19 protein-coding genes are annotated in these 21,441 nt (G+C 65.4%); 2 read left to right on the forward strand and 17 right to left on the reverse strand.

The features are described 5' to 3' along the window. Positions 1-164: 164 nt before the first annotated feature. Positions 165-590, reverse strand: a complete 426-nt coding sequence (locus ACSFBL_RS14575) for a hypothetical protein (RefSeq protein ID WP_435516504.1) — start codon at positions 588-590, stop codon at positions 165-167. Between the two features lie 777 nt (positions 591-1,367). Between ACSFBL_RS14575 and ACSFBL_RS14580 the strand changes: the two genes are divergently transcribed. Further along, entirely contained in the window at positions 1,368-1,577 is a 210-nt protein-coding gene (locus ACSFBL_RS14580) for a Lar family restriction alleviation protein (protein WP_435516505.1), read from the forward strand. Between the two features lie 217 nt (positions 1,578-1,794). On the opposite strand, the gene ACSFBL_RS14585 is transcribed toward ACSFBL_RS14580, so the two are convergent. Together ACSFBL_RS14585 and ACSFBL_RS14590 are read right to left on the reverse strand one after the other, a co-directional pair. Further along, positions 1,795-1,971, reverse strand: a complete 177-nt coding sequence (locus ACSFBL_RS14585; RefSeq protein ID WP_435516506.1) for a hypothetical protein — start codon at positions 1,969-1,971, stop codon at positions 1,795-1,797. A 54-nt stretch (positions 1,972-2,025) separates the two neighbouring features. Further along, positions 2,026-2,235 carry a hypothetical protein gene (locus ACSFBL_RS14590; protein ID WP_435516507.1) on the reverse strand — a complete coding sequence of 70 codons (210 nt, stop codon included), beginning with the start codon at positions 2,233-2,235 and terminating at the stop codon, positions 2,026-2,028. A 33-nt stretch (positions 2,236-2,268) separates the two neighbouring features. Between ACSFBL_RS14590 and ACSFBL_RS14595 the strand changes: the two genes are divergently transcribed. After that, positions 2,269-3,327 carry an FkbM family methyltransferase gene (locus ACSFBL_RS14595; protein ID WP_435516508.1) on the forward strand — a complete coding sequence of 353 codons (1,059 nt, stop codon included), beginning with the start codon at positions 2,269-2,271 and terminating at the stop codon, positions 3,325-3,327. On the opposite strand, the gene ACSFBL_RS14600 is transcribed toward ACSFBL_RS14595, so the two are convergent. The 14 genes from ACSFBL_RS14600 to ACSFBL_RS14665 form a co-directional block, all read right to left on the reverse strand. Beyond that, positions 3,324-3,794 (reverse strand): hypothetical protein, encoded by a 471-nt coding sequence (locus ACSFBL_RS14600; RefSeq protein ID WP_435516509.1) that lies wholly within the window; start codon positions 3,792-3,794, stop codon positions 3,324-3,326. The genes ACSFBL_RS14595 and ACSFBL_RS14600 overlap by 4 nt on opposite strands. 114 nt (positions 3,795-3,908) lie before the next feature. Further along, positions 3,909-4,379: a lysozyme gene (locus ACSFBL_RS14605; RefSeq protein WP_435516510.1), complete on the reverse strand. Its 471-nt coding sequence runs from the start codon at positions 4,377-4,379 to the stop codon at positions 3,909-3,911. Next, entirely contained in the window at positions 4,379-4,675 is a 297-nt protein-coding gene (locus tag ACSFBL_RS14610) for a hypothetical protein (protein ID WP_435516511.1), read from the reverse strand. The genes ACSFBL_RS14605 and ACSFBL_RS14610 overlap by 1 nt, the downstream gene beginning before the upstream one ends. A 2-nt stretch (positions 4,676-4,677) precedes the next feature. Continuing rightward, a complete protein-coding gene (locus ACSFBL_RS14615) occupies positions 4,678-4,992 on the reverse strand; it encodes a hypothetical protein (RefSeq protein ID WP_435516512.1) in 315 nt (104 codons plus the stop codon). A 4-nt stretch (positions 4,993-4,996) separates the two neighbouring features. Further along, positions 4,997-7,231 carry a glycosyl hydrolase family 28-related protein gene (locus tag ACSFBL_RS14620; protein ID WP_435516513.1) on the reverse strand — a complete coding sequence of 745 codons (2,235 nt, stop codon included), beginning with the start codon at positions 7,229-7,231 and terminating at the stop codon, positions 4,997-4,999. Beyond that, entirely contained in the window at positions 7,228-13,635 is a 6,408-nt protein-coding gene (locus ACSFBL_RS14625; RefSeq protein ID WP_435516514.1) for a hypothetical protein, read from the reverse strand. The genes ACSFBL_RS14620 and ACSFBL_RS14625 overlap by 4 nt, the downstream gene beginning before the upstream one ends. Continuing rightward, the gene (locus ACSFBL_RS14630; protein ID WP_435516515.1) at positions 13,635-15,893 is read right to left on the reverse strand and encodes a transglycosylase SLT domain-containing protein; all 2,259 of its coding nucleotides are present in this window, start codon (positions 15,891-15,893) and stop codon (positions 13,635-13,637) included. The genes ACSFBL_RS14625 and ACSFBL_RS14630 overlap by 1 nt, the downstream gene beginning before the upstream one ends. After that, a complete protein-coding gene (locus tag ACSFBL_RS14635) occupies positions 15,893-16,483 on the reverse strand; it encodes a virion core protein, T7 gp14 family (RefSeq protein ID WP_435516516.1) in 591 nt (196 codons plus the stop codon). Before ACSFBL_RS14635 ends, ACSFBL_RS14630 begins: the two co-directional genes overlap by 1 nt. Continuing rightward, a complete protein-coding gene (locus tag ACSFBL_RS14640; RefSeq protein WP_435516517.1) occupies positions 16,473-16,943 on the reverse strand; it encodes a GNAT family N-acetyltransferase in 471 nt (156 codons plus the stop codon). The genes ACSFBL_RS14635 and ACSFBL_RS14640 overlap by 11 nt, the downstream gene beginning before the upstream one ends. Before the next feature lies 1 nt (position 16,944). Next, a complete protein-coding gene (locus tag ACSFBL_RS14645; protein WP_435516518.1) occupies positions 16,945-19,566 on the reverse strand; it encodes a phage tail protein in 2,622 nt (873 codons plus the stop codon). After that, the gene (locus ACSFBL_RS14650) at positions 19,563-20,222 is read right to left on the reverse strand and encodes a phage connector family protein (RefSeq protein WP_435516519.1); all 660 of its coding nucleotides are present in this window, start codon (positions 20,220-20,222) and stop codon (positions 19,563-19,565) included. The genes ACSFBL_RS14645 and ACSFBL_RS14650 overlap by 4 nt, the downstream gene beginning before the upstream one ends. A gap of 9 nt (positions 20,223-20,231) precedes the next feature. After that, positions 20,232-20,717, reverse strand: a complete 486-nt coding sequence (locus ACSFBL_RS14655; RefSeq protein ID WP_435516520.1) for a hypothetical protein — start codon at positions 20,715-20,717, stop codon at positions 20,232-20,234. Positions 20,718-20,784: 67 nt separating this feature from the next. After that, a complete protein-coding gene (locus ACSFBL_RS14660) occupies positions 20,785-20,973 on the reverse strand; it encodes a hypothetical protein (RefSeq protein ID WP_435516521.1) in 189 nt (62 codons plus the stop codon). A 24-nt stretch (positions 20,974-20,997) separates the two neighbouring features. Beyond that, positions 20,998-21,420, reverse strand: coding sequence for a Bbp16 family capsid cement protein (locus ACSFBL_RS14665; protein ID WP_435516522.1), 423 nt, complete (start codon positions 21,418-21,420; stop codon positions 20,998-21,000). Positions 21,421-21,441: the final 21 nt, after the last annotated feature.

Consider the following 21,441-nt stretch of genomic DNA (forward strand, 5'->3'; position numbering starts at 1 on the left):
AGCTTCAACTCAACGCGATCGCGAGACAATTGAACGAGAGGCCGCGCAAGACGCTCGGCTTCCATACACCCGCTGAGATGTTCAGCGAATGTGTTGCATCGACCGGTTGAATCCGCAGTCCTTCTGAGACATTCGACCTTCTTCTAACTGAAGCATCCGACAGATTATTCGCCGGCGTCGACAGCGGCGTTGCGTCGCAGCGCGTCGCGCAGCGCCAGCGCGACCACTGGGTTTCGCACTTGCTCAGCCAGTTTGTCCATGAAGGCTCGCGTGACTCTAGTGTTCTGTGACCACTTGAACGCCAGGTCCAGCGAGCCGGAGGCAACGTCATCCCGGCCTTGAGCTGCTGCCCACGCCCCCATCACGATCCAGGTATTGGTCGATTTGGGCGCTTGCAGCAGTAGCAAAGCGGGCAGCGTCTCTATCGAGGCGTAGTCGTTGATGCGGATGGAGGCGAGCCCAAGGGCCGCGAGGTTGTCGGCGTCTGCTACGTCAGCGTAAACGGCTGCCTTGGCGGCGGCCTGGCTTTGTGCCCATTGACCCGCCGACGCCGAAGCGCGACTTTCAAGCGAGTACCAGGTTGCGGCCATTGGGTCAGCATTCGACCGTGCCGCGTGCTTCGACTGCTCGAGCCAACGCAGGTGCTCATCGATCTGTGGTGAATGCCTGGCGGCGCATCCATGACTTGCCCGAAAGTTGGCCCGCCCGAGACGGTCAGGCTCTTGGCAAAGGCATCGAGGACATCGCCGCGGCCAGCGACGTAGCTCTCGGGGCTCATGCCGGCGAGGCGCTCACCTGTCAAACGCGGCACTAGCAAGGCCTTGCTAATCCAGCCGGAGCGGCCGTCTGCCAACTCGACCTGCACGAAATCGCCAGAGCTCGTACATGGCTCGACGCCGTCGCCACGATTCAGAACGACCAGCACCTTGGACTTGTCATCGCCGCTCTGACGAAAGTTCGCCTTCAGTGCGGCGTGGGGAGGCCTTTCACCCTGGGCGTATTGAAGTAAGAGTGCGAACTTCAGAAGCTGCAACAAAAAGGCCTGCCAACTCCCTGATAGCGGGCCTTTTCATCCGAAAAACCATAACTTGGCCAAATCTGGAAAAAACCATTAACGTGTTTTTCGGTCACGTAATGCCTTGTTTCCCATGTAGCAGGCTTTTCAATGCTGGCGCGGTGATTTTGGTAGGACGTACTGGATTCGAACCAGTGACCAACGGATTAAAAGGACGGTACGCGATCACTGCGAAGCGTGCTTTCCCTCTGTGCAGGGCTCGCAGGCAACGCCCTGAAAGGCCGTTTTCGCCTGCTTTGTGCCAAATTCTCCCAACCATTCGCTCTCGGTCTTCCGCCACGGGGGAGAAGGGATGAAAGACCTATTGCCGTGCCCGTTCTGCGGTGGGAAGGCCAGCATCTGCAAGAGCAAGGGCGAATCCCTGTGGTCGCACGACATCGTGACGTGGACGCATGTTGAATGCTCGGAGTGCGAGAGCCAGACGCGCCCAACCTGTCCGGGCTGGGAGCCTGACGCGATCACGACTTGGAATCGGCGGGTGGCGCTATCTGAGGAGACGTGAGAAAATGAGGGCTCCCGATGCTGGCCTCGGGTGTGTATAGACCGGACGTGGACACCTGTTCAGGGGATTGCGGGTCGGCGGTCAGCAGGTCCATCACGCTAGCGGGTTGATGGGTTGGGGCTGTCTTCGGACGTGAAACCTCGGCCCGCAGCCTGCTAACTTGATGGTGCTTCTAGGGCATAGCCCGCGACACGGCCCCTCTTGGCGGTGGGCACTGTCAGCCTCTTGAGGCTACTTCGGCTTCGAACGCGGCTTGCGCGATGTCCGCGGCTTCCTTGGCAGCGAGCCATCGCGCCGTAGCCGCCATCTGGGCATCGCCCTTGCTGGCGCAAAGATCATTCCAGGCCGCGTCGGCGGCATCGTGGGCGGCGTTGGCTTGTGTCTGTAGATTCATGGACTCGATTGTCAAGAAATCTGCAAATTCTCCACAAGCCGATAGTTTTCTCGGTCAGTGGAACCCAACACCATCCTTGACCCGCAGCTCGACCTGCTGCGCCGCGTGCTTCAGAGCCTCCTCCTCGGTCGCGTGCACCTGGTCGAAATGCAGCGTGGTCTCGTAGGTCGAATCGCCCTCGTCCCAGCGAACCTCGGCGGTGCCAAAGAATCCCTGCTGCGCCTTGATGGCTCTGGGCGTGACGGTGTATTTGCCGATTTTCATGCCCCTAGTATCCCGCCGCTTACACTGCGCCCAATGACTGAACGCGCAGAAAAAACACTCCCGGTGCTGATCGGCGACCGGACCTTCGACGTCACCTCTGACGACATCTACCTCGACAACCTGAACGGCGTTTTCGAGCCCGACAGCGTCACCCTCTTCCGCACGCTGGTGAACCCGGATGCGCTGGCGCTGGATGTCGGCGCGAACATCGGGTGCACCGGACTGCTGCTCTCGACGTTGGCCAAGAAGGTGATCTGCTTCGAGCCGTCGCCCACAACATTCGCCCTGCTCGAAAAGAACATCCGGGCCGGCACTTCAGGAAACGTCCAGGTCGTCAACGCAGGCCTGGGCCGCACCAACGAAGATCTCGAACTCGTCTTCCATCCAAGCAATCGGTCGGGCGGCTTCGTCACCACCCAGCACTTGCCAGGGCACACGGTCGAGAAGATCAAGATTCTGCAGGGCGACACCTTCATCGCGGGCGCGGGTCTCGCCCAGCCGGTCGGGTTCATCAAGATCGATGTCGAGGGCTTCGAGCTGGACGTGGTCGCCGGCCTGGCGCAGACGATCGCGACGCACAAGCCGGTCGTGACGCTGGAACTCAATCACTGGTGCCTCAACGCCTTCCGCCGCATGAGCGTGCCGGACTTCATTGACGCGCTGCGGGCGGTCTTCCCCGTGCTCTACGCTGTCGACGCGGACGAGGCGAAGAACCTTCACGACCCGAGCGAGACCTATCACGCCATGCACGAGCACATCGTGCGCTTCAAGTTTCCAGCGATCGTCGGCGCGTTCAGCGAGGACCAGATCCCGGACTTCATGGCGCGCTATGTCCTGAAGAGTCCGCGCTACCTGCGCATGGAGCAGCAGAACGCCGAGATGGCGCGCCAGATGGCGCAACTCCGATCCGAGGCAGACTCCGCTGAACAGCGGCGCCAAACCGCCGAGGAGGCGGTGCGCTCGGCAGAAAGCGCGGTCGATGCAGCCAAGGCCTCAGTCCGCGCGACCCAAGCCGAGATCTCCGCCATAAAAGCCTCCAAGATTTGGAGGGCGACTGCGCCACTTCGCGCGCTCAGACGTCGGTTCAGCTAGGGCTTCGGCCAACCGTCATGAAGCATCATGGCGTCTGAGGCGTGCCCTGAAGCTCGTTCCGCCACCGCTGAATATTCTGTTGAGCACTGATCGAGTAGTCGACCGAGGGTAGCGGCTCGCGCAAGGACGGTGCCGGAGGTATCACCGGGCAGGCCACTTGTTGCGGCGAAGATGGCGTCGCGCAGCCGGTCGCGCTCAGAACGAGCGCCAGCAGCGGCAGCACGGAGAGTCTTTTCACGCTTTGTCGCTTCATCTTGGGCTTTCGATAGATCGGCTTGCAGCTTCTGTTCCTTCGCTCGATTCGCCTCGATGGCCTTTCTTGCCGCCTCGGCATCGACCAGTCTCTGGGCATCCCATTGGTTCCGAACGGCAGCGCGACCAGACCTGTACGCGGTGAAGTGGGTGAACCCGAGGACGATGGCCAGGAAGACAGCGCCCCACAGTCTGGGAGACATCAGAGCGACCATCGGCGCCACCAGTAGAACCACATGGCCCAAGCTATCGCCATATCGAATGTCTCCACGGACAGTTTCCGGACGTGTGACCCTGCTGCCCGCACAAGCAGCACCAGCGCGGCTCGCTCATGAATCGAAGACCTCGCGCTCTGCCTTCCGGCGCCGGCGAAGGCCGTTCTCGACGTTGCTGCCCGGGCTGATCCACGAGTCGAAGGCTTCGGACGCGCCCTGGTAGTCGCGTGCGTTGAGCTTGCGCAGGAGCGTCGAAGGACGGCCATCCTTGAGGCGGATGATTCCGTCCCTGCTCGAGGAGCCGGCGCCGACATTGAAGACGATGCTCACCAGGGCATCGAACTGGCCCTGCGTGACGGGCACCGTGACGGCGTTGTTCACCATGGTCTCGCGCAGTCCAACGTCCGACGCTAGGCGCGCGTCCGCCTGTTCCTGCGTCCAGACCGTGCCGGGTCCGATGCCGGGGCCTGTCGCGCCCCACCCCACCGTCCACGGCGCGCCGCCGGTCTTCGGGTCCGGGTAAGCCTTCAGCTCACAGGATTCGAATTCCTTGATCAGGTCGAGGCCAACGGCAGAGCACTTCATCACATCTCCGTCAGATGGCCGAAGTCAGTGCTACCGCCGCTCCTGCGCGCCTTGCGGTACTTGAACGCATAGCCGGTGCACACGATCAGGATGCCGACTCGCAAGGTCAGTCCTGAATTGAAGGCAGCCGCCAGAGGCATGTCGGCGAAAGCCACGGCGGCCGACGCCAGAAGGCTCAGGATCATCACGATCATTCCGCCCTTGATCGCGAGTCCTTCATGGATGCTCGGGTGCAGCACCACGAAGGCGAGCCCCAACGCAGCGAGCACCGAGAAGAATCCGTTGAGCAGCAACATGGTCACTCCTTGCGGCGCACCCACGGCAGCACGTCGCTGAGTTGGAGTTGCTTGATCCACGTCACCGCCGTAGCGACGAAGTTCATGCCGAACAGGCCGACGGCGAAAGCCATCGCGCTTTGCATGGCCGGTGTGCCAAGCGAGAAGAACTCGGCGAGCGCGGGGCCCACATAACCGGCCATCAGCGCGCCAGACACCACGTTGAAGATCCGGATGGGCCAGGATTCGCCGGGCGCGCCGCGGAGAGCGACCAGCGAACCCAGTGCTCCGATCAGGAAGGGACTGCGCACCAGGCGCTCTGGATCCAGATCGATCATCTGCTCAACCTCCCCAGAGCCGCGCCGTGAAACCGACCGACACACCGCCGCCCGGGTTCGCGTTCGTGGTGACGACGATCTGCGACGCCGTCACGCTGCTCACCCACCATGCCTGCGCGGTTCCCCATCCAGTGACCGGAGTCAGCGTGATGTCCTGAATCCGAGGCGTGGACGGCAGGCCGTGGTTGATCGCTGTCGTCGTGCCGCCAGCTGTCAAGGTGGCCGTCGCACTGTTGTACGTCGTGACCCCTTGGTTGCCACGGATGAAGAAGGTCTGGCCGCCCGTCGCCGGCAGCGCGCCGACTGCGATCGGACCCGACGTGTTGTTGTTGAAGTCGCAGCTTTCGATATTGAAGAAGTCGACGTTCGCCCCGAGCACCAGGCCGAAGCCGCTGTTCGGGCCAAATTGCCCCGAGGAACCCGACTTCACGCCGATGAACTTGAACTTCTGCGCGTTCGCGACTACCGACAGGCCGGTCGCGTTGGCTGCGTAGTTGCCGCCCACAACGAGCACGTCGATGTTGTTCGTGCTCGCAATGTTGAGCCCAGCGCCGGCCGTGTTGTTCACGCCCGAGCAGTTGATGAACTCGCTCTTCTGCACAGAGCCAGTGCCGGCCGCACCGATCACAAAGCCATTGGCGTTCGAGGCGCTCCAGACGTTGGTGAACTTCGCCAGTTGGATCGCCGAGCCGCTCGTGGGATTGAGCTGCACGCCGGTCGAAGAACCAGAATCGAAGAACGAGTCAGTGACGTAAAGCGCCTGCACGTTGTTGCCGCCGCCCGGGTCCACGCGCAAGCCGTTCTGGCACCAGACGGTCGAGATGCGGTTAAGCGTGAGGTCGCCTGCGATCGCGATGTGGATACCTGCCGACGGCTGCGTGGCCACGCCACCACCGATCAGGATGTTCTGGAAGACGCCGTCGATCATCGGCGTCGACGTGCTGACGTCGATGCCAACACCGCCGATCACGTTCGTGCCCAGCTGGCAGTTCAGCACACGGATGAACGCACCAACGGGGCCCGTGAAGCCGATGCCGTTGAACCAGTTCGTCATGGTCAGGCCGCTCAGCGTGACGCGGCTGCCGTTGTTGACGTTGACGAAGAAGCCGCCGGTGCGTACCACCGAGGTTTCGAATGTCAGGTTCTCGACGATATTGTTGAACGAGGTGATCCGCAGGATGTCGGCCGTGCTGTGCGAGGTGCGCAGGACCGACAGGGTGCCGACGCCGTACATGCGCGCCTGCTTGTTCATGATCACGACGTTGGACACCTGATAGGTGCCAGCGGGGAAGTACAGGTCGTTGCCGGAGCCAAGTCCCGCGATGGCTGCGGTGATCGCGGCCAGGTCGTCCGTCGCGCCGTCGCCCTTGGCGCCAAACTGGCGCACGGAGAGGACCGTCGTCCTGGTGAGCTTCCACCGGCCGCCGTCGGCCGCGACGATGATCGTGCCGCCGTTGTCCGCCGATACCACGTCCGCCGCGTCGTAGTAGTAGGCCCCGCCGCCGCCGTCGCCTGGCACGTAGTAGCCAGTCACGAAGGCGTTGGGCGTGCCGGTCTTGGGCAGCAGGCGCAGCGCGGCGATGCTGCCCACGTTCTTGTTGACGCCGGCCAGCGCCGCGCCGACGGTGCCCGCTGGGTAGACCAGTGCGCCACCGTAGCCGATCATGCCGGCGCCGTGGATGTTGTTCGCCGCGTCAGCGAGCAGGCCCTGCAGCACCATGCTGTCGGTGCCGGCGTCCGCATTTTCCAGGCCGGTCGCCGCGCTGTTCCAGCGGATGAACTTGCCTGAGCTGGGCGCCGGGAAGACAAGGTTGACCGTCGCGCCGACCGCTGCCTGAAGCGTCCGGTTCGAGATTTCCTTGAGCTGCTGCGTCAGGATGGTGACGTAGTCCAGCGCATCCTCGAGCACCTGGGGCAGGAAGCGGCCAGCGTTCGTGATGTCGGTCTGCTGCTGATAGAGCAGCCCGCCAATCATCGTCAGCGACCAGCCAACTGGCAGCGGCACCGGGCCGACCAGGATGGGATAGGTGATGCTGCCGCCCGGGTTCGCGTCCTGGTCCGGGTTGAGCGTGACGCTGTAGTCGGAGTCCAGGACCAGCGTCGCCGCGTTGCCGTTGTTGTCGGTGCGAACGATCGCGATGTCGGTGTCGTCGAAGACCTTGAACGCGAAGGGGAAGACGGTGGTAACGCCGTTGCCCGCGAAAGGCCCAGCTCTGCGGGGGGTGGCGGCAACTGTCATCGTTTTGATTCCGGGCTGGGTGTTCCTGTGACCAGCCCGCGCGCAGTGTCCACAGGACCGGTGGGCGCGATTTTGTTTTCGGAGACCCCGGTCATGTACCCCAATGGCCGTGCGATGGCGGTTGCCGGAAGCCCTGTCGTCATGCTGATCAGCGTGGACAGATCGCGCACCGCCTTGCGCGCACTCCCCTGCCCTGCGATGGCCTGATAGACCGAATGAGGCGCCTGCACGGCGCTCTCGATCATGCTGATCGCGGGAGAGGTGCTGATCCGGTCGTCGTAAGGCTTCTTGTTGAACGTGTTGATCAAGGCGTTGGCCGCCTGCCCTACGCCTGGCACCATGGCAAGACCCGCCCGGACGTTGCCCATCAGCACCACCGCAGACAGCCAATCGTCGATCGTGCTGCCGTCCTTGTCCTCGTCGTCGGGGCCGCCCTTGAAGGCCTGCGCGATCAGCTCGGCCAGCATGTTCGGCACCAGGAAGCCGAAGATGAAGACATAGAGCCCGCGGCCAGCGCCCTTGCGCACGCCGAGATCGTGGTAGGTCTTCGCGAACTCGGTGCCCAGCAGGTTGGCCTGCATGTTGAAGTAACCCGCGAACTGCGTGAACATCCGGACGAAGGCATTGCCGGTCTCGATCCGGGACACGTCCTCAGGCATCGTCGAGCCTTGCGTCTCGCGCACGGCCGAGTCGGCCAGCCTGACAGCGTCCTTCTGGCTGTGCCCTTGCTCCAGAGCCTGGTTGTAGGCACCGGTCCAGACGATCGGCCCCAGGAAGTTGTCCACTGCGGATTGCAGGAAGTAGGCGTGCTGCGCTGTCCAGGCCTGCGCTTTCTCGTAGACGTTCGGGTTCAGCAGGATCTGGTCGATCGCATCCGTCATGGCGGCGACCTCGTTGTCCATGCGCGTGGCCATGTACGTCGAGTTCTCGGCCACCGTCTTCGCGGTCTGCCGCGGCGCGATGATCATCTGGGCCGTACCCTCCAGAAGGTACTTCGGCTTCACCTTGAGCGCGGCGATCGACAGCCCGGTGATCTGCTGGGCGGTGTTCGAGACGTTGGCGAACATCGCCGCGAGGCCGGCGCGCTGGCGCAGCTTCGAGAAGAAGCGCATGGTGCCGCTGTCGCCGGGCACCTTGGTCTCCACGGTCTGGCGCGCGGCGCGGTTCAGCCAAGGAGTGAGCAATGCGTCGAAGGCCTGAGGGTCGATGCGGTGCAGCGGCTCCGACACATCACGACTCGCGAGCACCTTGCGCACGTCGCGGATCGGCTGCTCCATGTGGCTGAACAGCAGCACCTTGTCGATGTGGCTGGAGAGCGTGCGCAGGTCCAGGAGGAGCGGCTTGTTGTATTCGACGCGCTTCTTCGTGAAGCCCTTCGAGGTCGACGGGAAGGCGTAGGCCAGGGTCTGGTTCTCGTCCTCCTGCAACGACCGGGTGGCGGCGTCCTTGACGATCTCCGAATCGGTCATGGCTGGCACGTAGCCACCAGCGTAGGTGCCGAACTGGTTCGTGAAGCTGTCCGCCGACACCTCGTCGAAGTAGCGCCCGAACACGTCGCGGTGCGCCTTCTGCGCCAGCGCCTTGGTGTCCTCCAGCAGGTTCCACACGCCCTGCGCGAAGTCATAGTCGGCTTTGGTGAGGACGCCCTCCTTGATCATCCGATTGACAAAGGCATCCCAGCGGCTCGTGTCGAGCTCGCCCGTCACCTCGTTCTCGGTGGCCCAGCCGCGGCCGAGCAGGAGCTTTCGCTTGTTGCTCTCGTTGCCGGTGTGCAGGATGGCGTGCAGGATCTCCTGCTTGCCGGAGCCGCCGCGGGAGTGGCCGAAGGTGTAGCCCAGTTCGGGCGCTGCGATGCGCGCCTGGCCGAGGTCGACCGAGTCGAGCAGTTCCTTGAAGCGCTTGATGTACTTTGCTTTGTCCGCGCGATAGCGGTCGGCCGCCTCTTTCACCGGCTGCCAGATGTACTTGCGGAACGGCCCCATGGCGTTGGATCCATCCTTCACGCCCACCCAGGATTCCACCCGGCGCAGCGCGGCGCGCAGCGTCTGTAGCTTGGCGAGGCGGCGCTCCCCATCGGTGACGGCCTGACCTTCACCCGGGACGCGATCCGGGACGCCAATCTCGTGCAGCCGAGTCGACAGGTCGCCCTTGACCTTCTCGATCTCCAGCATCTGCCCGTCGACCTCGACCTGGCGGGCGCGCCGGGCCATGTGCCAGAGGCCTTGGATTTCCTCGACCAGGCCGCGGAACTCGTCGACCGTCATGTCGCCGACCGGCTTGGCGTTCGCGGTGAGCGCAGCAACCTTCTCAGCCAGCACCGCGTGCATGCCAGGATCGTCCTGCGCCATGGTCTCCAGGTAGCGCTGCGCTGGCTCGCCCTTGGTGCCGATGCCGTACTCAGCCAGGATCGCGCGCGCAGCCTGCACGGTGCCGGCGTCGCGGGTCTCGCCGATCTTCTTGATGTCGCGGCCGATGATCTTCTTGAAGAACTCGTTGGCCTTGATGACCTCGGCCTGCGCGTCATACGCGGCCTTCGTGGCGTAGTTGTTCACCAGCTGGTTGCGCTTGTGCATCGCCGCTTCCTGCGTGTCTCCGAGCGACTGCTGGGCGAGCTTCGCGCTGCGCGTCTCTGCGGCAGCGTACTGCTTGGGCCGCAGGTCCTTGATCTTCAGGCGCCCGATGACGGCGTTGGCATACTCGCGCGCCGCGCGCGCCATGACGTCGATGGTGCCGCCCCGGTACAAGCTGTCGCTCGATTCGCGCACGGTGGTGGCCTTGGTCAGCGCCTTCAGTTCCGTCGCGATCACCCGGGCGCGCACCTCGTTGTGGATCGCCTCGTCGGCCGCGCGCTCCAGCGCTGCCCTGCTCGTGATGTCGCCGTGGCGCTCCAGCATGCGCTGGTCGGTCATGGCGTCGATCACCTGGTGCGGGGACTCGGCCGCAGCCAGCGCCGCGATCAGGTCCGCGCCCGACTCGTAGCCGAAAAGCTCCGCGACGATGTCCGGGTGCATGCCCTCCTTCTCGCTGGTCATCTTGCGGCGCACCAGCGTCTCGGCGGAGAACTCGTCGATCTCCTTCACGGCCGAGGTGCGCAGGCGGCCCGATTCCTGGACCGCGTCGATGTTCTCGTTGGCGACGGTGCCGGGCTGCACCCTCTCGCCCTTGCCGGTCAGGAACTGCCACGCCTGATAGATCGGCTGCGCCATCACTTCGCGGCTGACCTCGCTGCGCACCTCGGCCCGCATCGCGGCGACTTCCTTCTGGCGAGCCTTGAGCGCCCGGGCCTTGGCGCCGCTCAGCCACTTCATGTCCTTCATGAGGCGGGCGTCGAGCTCCGCATCTGCGGTGTCGGTGGCGGTCTGGCCGAGCTGCTGGTACGCGGCGTATTCCTCCGGCGACATGCCGGCCTGCTCGGCGGACTCAAAGAGCGGGCCCATGTTGCGGGCGTCCTGCGCCTGCTGCACGGCAACGTCGGTGGCAAGCATCCGGTCCATGACGGCGCGCACGTCGTCGGACAGCTTCACGTTCAGGCCGGCGAGCGTCTTGTAGACCGAGATCAGCCACGAGCGGAAGCGCTGGAAGACATCCTGCAGCGCCTGGCTGGGCGCCTTGCCTTCCATGGCATAAGCCTCGAAGCTACGGGCGAACGTCTCGTGGTGCTCGCGCTTTTCCTCCAGGCTCATCGACTGCCAGGTGGTGAGCGGCGACTGGTCGGGCGTGCCCTGGATGCCGAAGGACTCCAGCAGCGTGTTCATGTCGTCCACGATCTGCTGCTCGGCCGGCGTCACGGTGTCACCGTCGGCGATCTTTCCCTGGATGCGTGCGGCCAGATCGGCTTGCACCTCGAGGAAGAAGTGTCCGGACTCGTGGATGAAGGTCGAGAGGTCGGCACCCTCCAGCAGATGGATGACGCTGGGCGAGGTGGTGATGTCCTCGCCGAAGTTGAGCGCGCCGCGCGCTTCCTGGTTCAGCTGGCTTCGGCTGGCCGGAACGATGACCTGGTGAGGGTCGAAGGCCACCATGTGCACGGTGCCACCGAGGTGCCTGGCGTCGACGAAGAGGCCGTCGTAGCCCTGCTGGCGCAGGTTCTCGCGCCAGGCGTGCGCTTCTGCCACCGTGTCGAAGCCGGGGAGGTCTTCGACCTTGATGACCTTCGGATTGCGGAGGTCGAGATGGAAAGATTCGGTCGACCCGTAGCGGGACGCCTCGCCCTTGCTGGGCGTGAACCAGACGCCAAGGCCAGACGACGGGTTGCCGCTGGCCTTGCCGAGGCTGCCTACATCGAAGTGGTCAGCTGTGAGAGGGGTTGCTGCGCCGCGGTGGACGACAACTGGCCGTCCGTCTCGGCCTGCGCGAGTTGCGCCAGCCCACCCTTGTGCTGCACGCCCTCCGCCAACATTTGAGAGAAGGTCTTCGGGGACGCTTCCAGATCCAGGCTCGCCATGATCTCGTCGATTTCGTCCATCATTTTCTCCAGTGGCCTGATCGTACCGCTGGCGCCCGGGGAGCGCGTCTTTCCCGGCGACGCCGAGTTGGTACTTCCGCACGAATTCGTCCAGATTGATGCCGGCGCGCGACGCTTGCGTGGCATAGAAGTTGCCCAGCAAAGTGGCGTAGGCCTTGTTCACCTCGGGTCGGAACTTGCCGACGGCGTCGAGCTGCTGCTGGAACTGGTCGCGCACCTGGTCGACCTGCGCCTGGAACTCCGCGCGGTTCACCTTCTTCGAAAGCTCGGCCTCCACCTCAGCGCGGAGGGCGTCGCCCTTCACCTTCAGGTACTCGCCGGCCTCGGCGCGGCTCATGGCCTCCGGGCTCGCGCGCAGGTGATCGACCAGCGTGGCCGTGATGTCGCTTGGTGCTGCCAGCAGTTCGGACACCGGGATGCGCAGGTCTGCGCCAGGCACGAAGTTCTCAGGCTGCATCTGCTCGGCGACGCTGGGCGCCAGGGCTTGCAGTTCGGCCATCGTCACGCCGGACTGATTCAGGGTGTTCGCCAGCGTCTCGGCATTGATGTAGAGCTCGCTCGGCGCCGGGCCGCCCTCGGCCACCTGGTCGATGAAGGCCTTGAAGGTTTCGGGATCTCTCGCGCGCACCTTGCTGGCTTCGACCAGCTTGGCCAGTTCCTCGACACGCGCGGCGTTGGCCTCGGCCGCCCTGCCCTCAGCCAGGCGCTCGCGCACGGTGTTGGTGGCGATGCCGGCGACTTCGGCCGGCGCGGTGAATGCCTCACCCACGAACTCGGCCAGGATGTTGCCAGGGTCGAGATCCTGACCGGCGGCGATCTCACCGCCCGCTTCGCCCGCCGCGCCGAGCGCGCCTTGCACCGGCACCTGCGCGGCGACGTTCGCGAGCTCGCGCGTGATCGGCTTCGTCGCCATCTTGGCCGCGAATGCCTTGGGCAGCGCCAGTTTGCTCGCCATGCCGCCGCTCACAGCGTCGACACTGCCGACCACCGCGGCGTGCGCCATGGCCTGCGCGGCGACGCTTTGCATCAGCGCCTTGTCCTGCACGGCCGCCTGGAGCGCCTCGGGACTGGACACGTCCACGCCCGCCTTCGTCAGCGCCTCCACAATGCTGGATCCGTAGTCGGTGGCGAAGGAGCCGGCGCCCATGACGCTGGCCGCGCCAGCCGGACCGGCGGCCATGCCCGCTGGGATCGCCGCGACGATGCCGGGAGCGTTGGACACCAGGCTCTCGGGCCCGATGCTGGCGATGAACTGCACAGGCGCCTGCATGAAGGCGCTGAAGGCCTCGCCGAAGGTCTTGGCCTGCATCACGTTGCCGACCACATCCGGCGACGGGATCGCCTGCTTTTCCTTCTGGGTCTGGACGATGGTGGCGATGTTGCCGCCCAGCGGTGTGGTGATCGACTCGCGGTACTTGGCGCGCTGCTCCGGCGTCATGAAGGCGACACCCAGCGGGTCGTCGTTGGCGCGGATGCTGGCGGGCTTCTCGCCGGCGTCGATGCGCGCTGCGATCGCGTCGAACTGTTCCAGGGTGTTGACGTTCGAACGCATCGCCGTGGCGCCGACCACCTGCTGCAACCCGGGGACACCGCGGCGAAAGCTGTTCGTCAGCGTCTCGATCAGCCCCATGTTCGCCGTGTCGTCGTGCGAGATCGCGGCGTTGGTGGGGTCTTGCAGGAACGTCGTCGTCACCGGGCTCAAGTCGGCCAAGGCAGCCGTGTTGATGTCCGCCAGCGCCTTCTGCTGCTTCGACCAGTCGGGCAGCGCCTGCGCGCTGTCGATGGGCACGCCGATCTTCGCGGCGGTTTGGCGCCAGCCGGCGGCCTGGTCTGGGTTCTTGGTGACCGCGTCCTGCAACGAAGCACGAAGCGTGGTCTCCTGGGTCGGTCGTGCGAGGTAGCTCTGCAGCGCGGCGTCCGCGTCGAATTCGTCCGCCATCACTGACCTCCGGCGCTGCGCGCCTTGTTGCGGGCGCCCTGGCCCTCGAAATACACGCCGAGGATCTGACCGTCGGTGGGCTTGCTGATGCCGTTGGCGGCAAACGCCTTCTTGATCTTGTCGACCGTCGCGCTCGGGATGTCGCCCACCTTGGTGGACAGAAGCGGCTGACCGGTGGTGCCGCCGGTCTCGAATCCGAGGAAGGTGTTCCGGAACTGCACGTTCTGCGAGAAGGTCTCGTCGATCACCTTGGAGGTCTCGGCGTCGGTGAGCTTCCGGCCTGCGGCTTGCTGCGCGGCCATCACGCGCTTGTCCACGTAGGAGCGCATGGCGCCGATGCGCTGTTCGGCGTCGGTGTCGCGCTTGTCCGGGTTCGTCGGCAGGCCAAGGGTCTGGAGCCGCTGGTTGAACACGCGGTTGACCGCTTGCTCGTTCAGGTCGCCGGCCGTGTTGCCGCTCTTGCCGCTCAGCAGGTCGCCGCGGATGTTGCTGAAGTGCTTGAAGTCCTCTTTCGAGAGGCCGCCCTTCAACTGGTAGAACTCGGCATCGGACATCGCCTTGAGCTGCTGCGGGTTGTTCGAGAGCCGCAGGTAGAGCCGGTCGTCCGTGATGTCGTCGCCCTTGGCGATGCGCTGGCCGTAGTTCATGACCTCGTCGACCTTGTCGGGCGCGAGTTGCGTGAGTTGGCTGCGCATCTTGGCGGGCAGTTCGCTGAAGCGGCCCCCGTTCTGGTCGAGCATCTGCATGGCCTGGGTGACGGTCTCCGTCTTGCGCTGCTCGATGGCCTTGGTCTGGGCGTCGAACTGCTGGCCGATGGTGTCCACTGCCGACTTGACAGCCAGGGGCGAGGCGTTCGGTCCAAGCTGCGCACGTGCTGCCTGCTGCAGCTGCTCCAGCGTCGGGCGCTGCGGCGTGCTCGCTGCCGGGTCGGCCATCTTCTTGGAGACGGACGCCACATAGGCGCGGGTCTCGGCCGGCATGCTGGCCAGCCACGCATCGGGTGGGACCGCCTCGCCCTTGCCGGCGTTCTGGTTTGCCGCCTTCACCGCATCGTCCACGGTGCCAGGCCCTGCGTTGTAGGCAGCGGCAGCCTTGGCCACGTTGCCGTCGTAGCGCTTCACCATGGCTGCGAGGTAGTCGCGCCCGACGCGCGCGCGCTCGGCGGGGCTGTCGTCGGCTGCCGGGCGGACACCGAAGCCCGGGTCCTTGTTGGTCTTGTCCATGACCTGCATCTCGCCCTTGGCGGTGGTGCCGTCGCGCGTCACCGGGCCTTCGAGCAGCTTGCCGTCAGTGCCGAAGCGGCGGCCATTGGACTCGACACCCATGATCACGCTGGTGAGCCGGTCGAAGTCGTTCGGGTTGATCGCGGCCTGAGCCGTCCCCATGACCTGCGTCGCGACCTGGGCGCCCTTGATCGTGTCGTAGTTGTGCTGGAGCGTGCCGTCGATCTTCAGCATGTCGGCGGCCGTGAGCTGGTCGGCGTACTGCTTGCGGTAGGCCATGGCACCGTTCACGTTGCCCGCCTCCAGCGCCGACTGGATCGCGCCCAGGTGTGCACCGCTGACGGCCTCGTTGGCCTTCTCCTCAGCCCACGAGGCAGACTTCCCTGCGAGTTGCGCCGAACCGGGAATGAAGGCCCCGGTCTGCGGGTCCTTCGCGCCCATGATCGAACCGCGAATGCGCTCGGTCTGCTGGGCGACGTTCTCCGGGTTGTTGAAGTTCAGCACCAGCGCATTGCTGGCCGTCTTCACCGACGCTTCACGCACGGACAGGTCATAGACCTGCGCCTGCTGGCCGGTGTACTGCAGAGCGCCGCCAAGGAACTGCGTGCGCAGGCCGTTCACCTGCTTGTTGAACATCTCGCGCTGGCGGTCGTTGCCGAGCGACGCGGCGATGTTGCTGATCTCGCCGTCGAGCTTGCCGGTGTACTCCTCCGCGAGCGGCATCCCGCTTTCACGGTTGAGCGCGTCGTAGCCCTTGACCGAGGTGTAGCCGTCTTTCGGATCGTGCTGCAGGCGCAGCGAGCGCTCCAGCGCCTGGTTGTATGCGTCGTCGACGCGCAGCGCGTTGGCGCGGTCCACCAGCTGGCGCTGCACCGCGTCGAAGGTCGTGCCGGCACTCACCAGCGCATCGCCGGCTTGGCTGATCTGGCGATCGTGGATGCTCAGCAGCCCGGCGTCGACCGTGTTCTGTTGGCGGAAGTCGGGCGCCGCGGCAGGCGTGACGCTCGGGCCTTGAAGTTTCGGTACGGTGGCCATCAGTCTGCAATGCCTCGGTTGCCGGAGTACACGCTGCGGCTGTAGCCGTCGGCGACCCGGCCGCCTCCGGCTGATCCGCTGCCCTGATACCACCGGCTGGCCACGCTGGTCGCGCTAGTGAGTAGCGACGTGCCGGCCGACAGCCACGGGTTGATCTGGCTCGCGCCGGCGCGGGAAGCCCGCGCGGAGTCGGCGTACTGCCGGGCCTGTTGCCGGTAGCCCCATGCCTCGCGCAGCGCGTTGTTCTCCAGCGTCGCAGCGTCGGTGGCGGTGATGTAGTCGGTCGAGTCGAGCACCGCCTGCGGGGAGCCGACGGACAGATCCACGTTGTTGGCCGCCATGGCAGCGCGCTGGCTGCTCTTGACCTGCGCGCCCTTCTGGAGAGCGTTGCTCGCAGCGATCTGCCCGCGCGTGACGGCGTCCTCGGACTGCCACGTGGCGAGCGTCTCGTTGTTCTCGGCGACCTGCGCCTGCGCCTGGAGCGCGGCCTGCTGGCTCTTCGCCTGACCGTAGGCACCGACCGCAGACATCCCAGCGCCAAACGCCGAGGTCAGGCCGCCAGCGCTCAAGCCTCCAACTTCAATTCCCATTTTGTTTCACCATCGTGTAGCCGGCCAATCGGTAGCCCATCCGCTCGTAAGCGCGGACGGTGCGGTCTGCGTGAATCTCGGTGCTGACGCCGAGCGCGAGCTGGCTGATGCCCTGCTCCTGCCCCCACTGCTCGAGCGCACGCACCAGGCGGCGGAACGCCATGCCGTCGCGGTGCTCGGGCTTCACGTACATCGTCAGGTCCGTGAGGTAGCGCTCCTCGCTGAACCAGCGATCGGCGATCAGGCCGACAGTCAGGCCGATCACCTCGCCCTCGTGCTCGGCGACGAACACGCAGCCCACCTCCGTCAGGAGCGTGCCCTTCAGGTGCTCCCAGAGCCGGCGCAGCTTTTCCGGGCTGAACGCCATGCCCTGGTAGCGCGGGCTCTCGTCGTGCAGCGCCTGCCCCATCGCCACCATGGCGTCGAGGTCTGCTTCGGTGGCGCGGCGAACCGTTGCCATGTCAGTTCCCTGTGGCGACTTCGATCGCCATGCCCAGCAGCATCAGAGACAGGGGCTCGGCCTGCTGGATGCACACCGCCCCGTCCTCGGCCCACCGCGGCGAGAGCGTCAGGGGCACCTCATCGCTCACCAGGTCGGGCGGCGAACCATAGGGCTCGGAGAAGCGCGTCGGGTATTGCCGCAGCTTGTCGAAGGTGGGGCCGGCCTCGAAGCCGTTGGATGCCAGGACCCGGAGGAACACCTTGTTGACGTTCTTGCGCATGCCCTGCCCGAAGGCCTGGGTCTGCACCGAGATGGGCAGCGTCTTGATCTGAGCGACGTAGGGCAGCCCGACCTGCACCTTGGATGCCGGGGCGTCGAGCGCAATGGAGCCATTGACGACGACCTGCGGAGGCGACACGCCGCCGTCAGCGAGGATCGCAACCGTCTTGCCCTCCAGGTGGTACAGGCCGCCGATGGTGTCCGTCTCGGGCCCGTCGTAGGTCGCGCCGCTGTCGACGAAGAACTGGTCGGCCGGCGTGTCGAAGCGCCGGGTGTGCTTGCGCTCGATGTAGCGCACCGTGCGCCCGTTGATGACGCGCAGCACCACCGCGTACAGGACGTCTTCGTCCCCTTCGGCAACGCTGCAGATCGACTCGAAGGCGCCGTCGGTCACATGCTGGTGCCAGGCCTTGATCTCGTGCTCGGGAACGTAGGTCATGCCGAGCAGCCGCCCGTCATTGCGCACCGACCACAGAGAAGGAAGTGGCGAGCGGCTGAATGCGAGTTGCACCACCAGGTGGTAGTCGAACAGGTGCGGGGCAAGAATCGACGCGTTGCTGGTCTGGTAGCCCTGCTGCTCCCATGCGAACTGCAGTTCCCGGATGGCGCCGCCGCGGTCCTGGGCGAACAGGATGGTGCGGTCGGTGGTGGCCGCCTGCACTTCGCTGGAGCCGGTGTAGCCCTGAGGCTGCAGGCTGGTGTTCGACGGCGTGATGACCCCGCTGCCGTCGCCTGATGCGCACTTCCACTCGCCTCCGGACGTGAGCAGGATCAGGTCATTCATCGGCACCATGTGCCGGATCGTGTTGGCCTCGCGCGAGACCACGCGCACCGTGATGCCGTCGTCGTCGCGGGATGGGACGCTGTAGCCGAGGTTGCGCTCGGTGCCTGAGCGCGTCGTCCACATGGTCTGCGGGTTGTTGATGCTGCCGGCGAAGACGCGGCGCTGCTGGTGATAGGTGACGGCGCGCGGGTAGTTGCCGTCGCCTTGGAACGGGTCGATCTGCAGCGGAGGCGTCAGGCCCGTGTTCGGCAGGATGTTGTTGTCCACGAACGAGCAGCCGATGTCAGCCCGGCCGACGAAGCCGAAGATGCCATTCAGCGAGCGGTACACGTTGTAGAGGCTCACACCCGGCACGGCAGGCCACTTCACGGTGTTGAAGCTGCTGGCGACGCTCAGGTCATTGTTGGCCGTGACGGCACCCGATGCGAGGGATTCCTCGGTCTCACCGGTGTTGATCGACGTGACGACGTAGGTGTAGGGGATCGCCCCCGCGCCGGTCGGCACCACGCTGACGCCCGTCGTCGCTGGAACGACGGCCGTGGCCGCCGCGGTGGGCGCCGGACTCGTGCCCGCGTAGTTGACGGTGGGGTCTGAGCCGCGCGTGATGTCGTCGTCAAAGAACGTTCCGGTCGCGGCCGACCCGATGAACAGCCAGTTTCCGCCGATCAGCTTGAAGATGTAGTAGGCGACACCGCCAGGCACGCTGGACCAGCTGACGCGGTTGAAGTGCCCGGGGATGGTGAAGTCGTTGGTGGCGGAGACCGCAGCGGACGGAATCGAGAACCCGCCATTGGTCGGCGCGAGAGCCACCACGCGATAGGTGTGCAGGACGTTGTTCGGCGAGTTCGCGTTCGTCTGCGGCGCGGCGAGTGCGGAGGTGAACTGGATCCCGGACATCGTCCAGTTGGTGGCACCCAGCCGGCGCAACTCCTGCGGCGGGTAGTACGGGCTGACCAGCGTCAGGACGTCGGCCGACTGCACATACTTGATCAAGCGCAGCTGCGCCGCGTCGTAGGGCGTGGCGATCTCGTAGACGCGTGCCACGCTGCCGCTGCCGAAGAAAGCGGGCATCGCCGCCGTGCTGATCGGATTGCCGGCCAGGTCGGTCAAGGTGAACTGGTTGGGCGCTGGCGTGCTCGAAATCTTGACCCAGCGCCCGTTGAGCGCCGGCATGCTCGTGATATTGCCAAGCTGGTTCGTCTGTCCGGTCGCGTAGCCGTGGGGCACCGACGTCGTGAACACCGGGTTGGCCGAGTTCGTGATGTTCGTGATGATCAGCGAGCCCTCCAGCAGCGTGCCGCCGAGGGTGTGGAAGCGCACGTACTGGTGGCCGAACTCCAGCGCGAAGGTCTGCTGCGTGCTGAAGCTGAACGGGATCAGGACCACCGCCTTGGTGCTGTCCTTCGCCTCCAGCACCCACTGGTAGCCGGCGCGGTTCTGCACCGGGCCCTGCGGCAGCGTCTCGCAGTTCAGGCATAGCGCGAGGCCTGTCTGGAACTTGTCGAGATCGATGCGCGAGAAGAGCTGCGGCGAGATCTCCCCGCCGGCGAATGATCGGTTGAGGGTCTTGGTGGTCATGCGTTCCAATCACCGTCCCACGGCCGATCGACGAACGGGCCGCCGCGCGCACGCTGGATGTCGGGGATTCGGCGCGAGTAGGTGCTGCGCTGGCCGGTGTTCGAATCCATGGCCTTGGCGGACGCGAGCTCTAGCCCGAACCACTTGAGCTGCGCCTGGCTGACCTGGATGCCGGTCGTTCCCTTGAGGATCGGGCCGGCCAACATGCTCGACATGAGGCGCGCGAGCGCGATCACGAAGCCTGGCGTGAACTTGGTTGGGTCCTCGACCAGACGCGTGTAGCGCAGCACGGCGTTCTCGACGTTCGTGTAGACCACGCTGTCGCCATCGGGATTCACTTCCACGATGAAGTCCTCGCCCCGGCCATCCTCCAGCGCATCGGGGCGGTACACCGCGCGCGGCTTCAGGCACTTCGCCGGCAGCGCATAAGCGAATGACCACTCGGAGGGCGCAGCCGCAGCAACCAGCGCCAGCGACACACGCACCGTGGCGAAGGTCCACGGGTGCATCTCCAGCATCTGGTCTCGCGCGACCGGGTAGAAGCGCCCACAGTGCGCCGCCTGGATCGAACCGTCCGGAGGCGTGATGGCGATGACCTCTGCCTCGTCGCCGATGTTGGACAGCGCGAGGTTGCAGACGTCGATGACGGAGGCCATGGCGACCCCTTAGAGCTGGAAGCCCTGAACCGAGACGGCGGCAACCGCGTTGCCAGCGCCGAGAGACGGCATGCTGAGCTGAATCGCAGTGTTCACCGCGCTTGCTGGCAGCGGCGGGTTGAACGTGACGGCGATCTGAGGGGTGGCGAGTTGCGCGCCGGTCGGCACGGGCACCGCGAAGTTCATCGCGCCGCCCAGAACGCCGGTCAGTGATGCGCCATTGAGAGAGCCCGCCGTGGCGCCGCCAGCCGAGACTTGCAGGCCGGTGATGTACGTGGTTTTGCCAACGGCTGCCGGCAGCGTTGCGGTCACCGTGGCGGCTGCCCCGATGCTCGACGAAGCGACCGGGACGGCGCCACCGGGGTAGCCTGCTGCACCGCCGCCAGCGGGGCCTCCGCCGACCATGACCTGTTCGGCCCAGTCGCCTCTGCCCATGTCAACGAATCGACGGACTGCGCCAGTGTCGTCTGCGGAAGGAACGAGTTTGTCAGCCATGACGGCCTCCTATAAAAGAACGGGCCGCACAGTGGCGGCCCGCGGTTTGCTTCGGCAGGGCCTGGGATCAGGCCTCGTCGGGCTCCGGCTTCTTGGCGTCTTCGAACCAGCTATGCGGGTCCGTGGGGAAGGTGTCCAGGCCGAGCGTGTTGTCGAAGGTCTCGCCTTCTTCAACCAGCAGGCCGTTGTAGTAGCCGCGCTCGCGGGCGCGCACCTTGGTGGACTTGACCTTCGCGGCCTGGGCTTTTTCTGCCATGTCGTTCTCCTGAAGTTGTGGGGATCAGGCGACCGTGAAGCCGGAAGCGCCGTATTGCAGGGCTTCGACGTCCTTGACGAAGTAGGCGTCAGCCGTGCCGCCGGTCGTGGTGCCGACCGAGCGGAACACCACGCGCAGGTAGCGGCGCAGTCCGACCGGAACACGCATCTTGGCGAGGATCGCGTTAGCCGTTGCCGAGGCCAACGGAACTGCCTTGCCTCCTTGCACGTCGGCGAAGGTGGCGTTGTCGGCGCTGTCCTGGAGCACGACCTGGAGGGACGTGCCGCCAACCAGTGCCGTGGCCATCCGGGCGAAGAGCCAGAACGGTTCGCCCGCGCCAGAGTCAGCCGCAGCGCCGGTGTCGTACACGTTGGTCGAGATGACGTCCGTGCCAGCCGAGAAAGCATTCTGGCCAGCGGCCAGTTGCAACATGGAGTCGAGATACATGGTGTGTTCTCCTGAAGTTTC

The organism is Variovorax glacialis, from assembly GCF_051216375.1.
Classification (GTDB): domain Bacteria; phylum Pseudomonadota; class Gammaproteobacteria; order Burkholderiales; family Burkholderiaceae_C; genus Variovorax.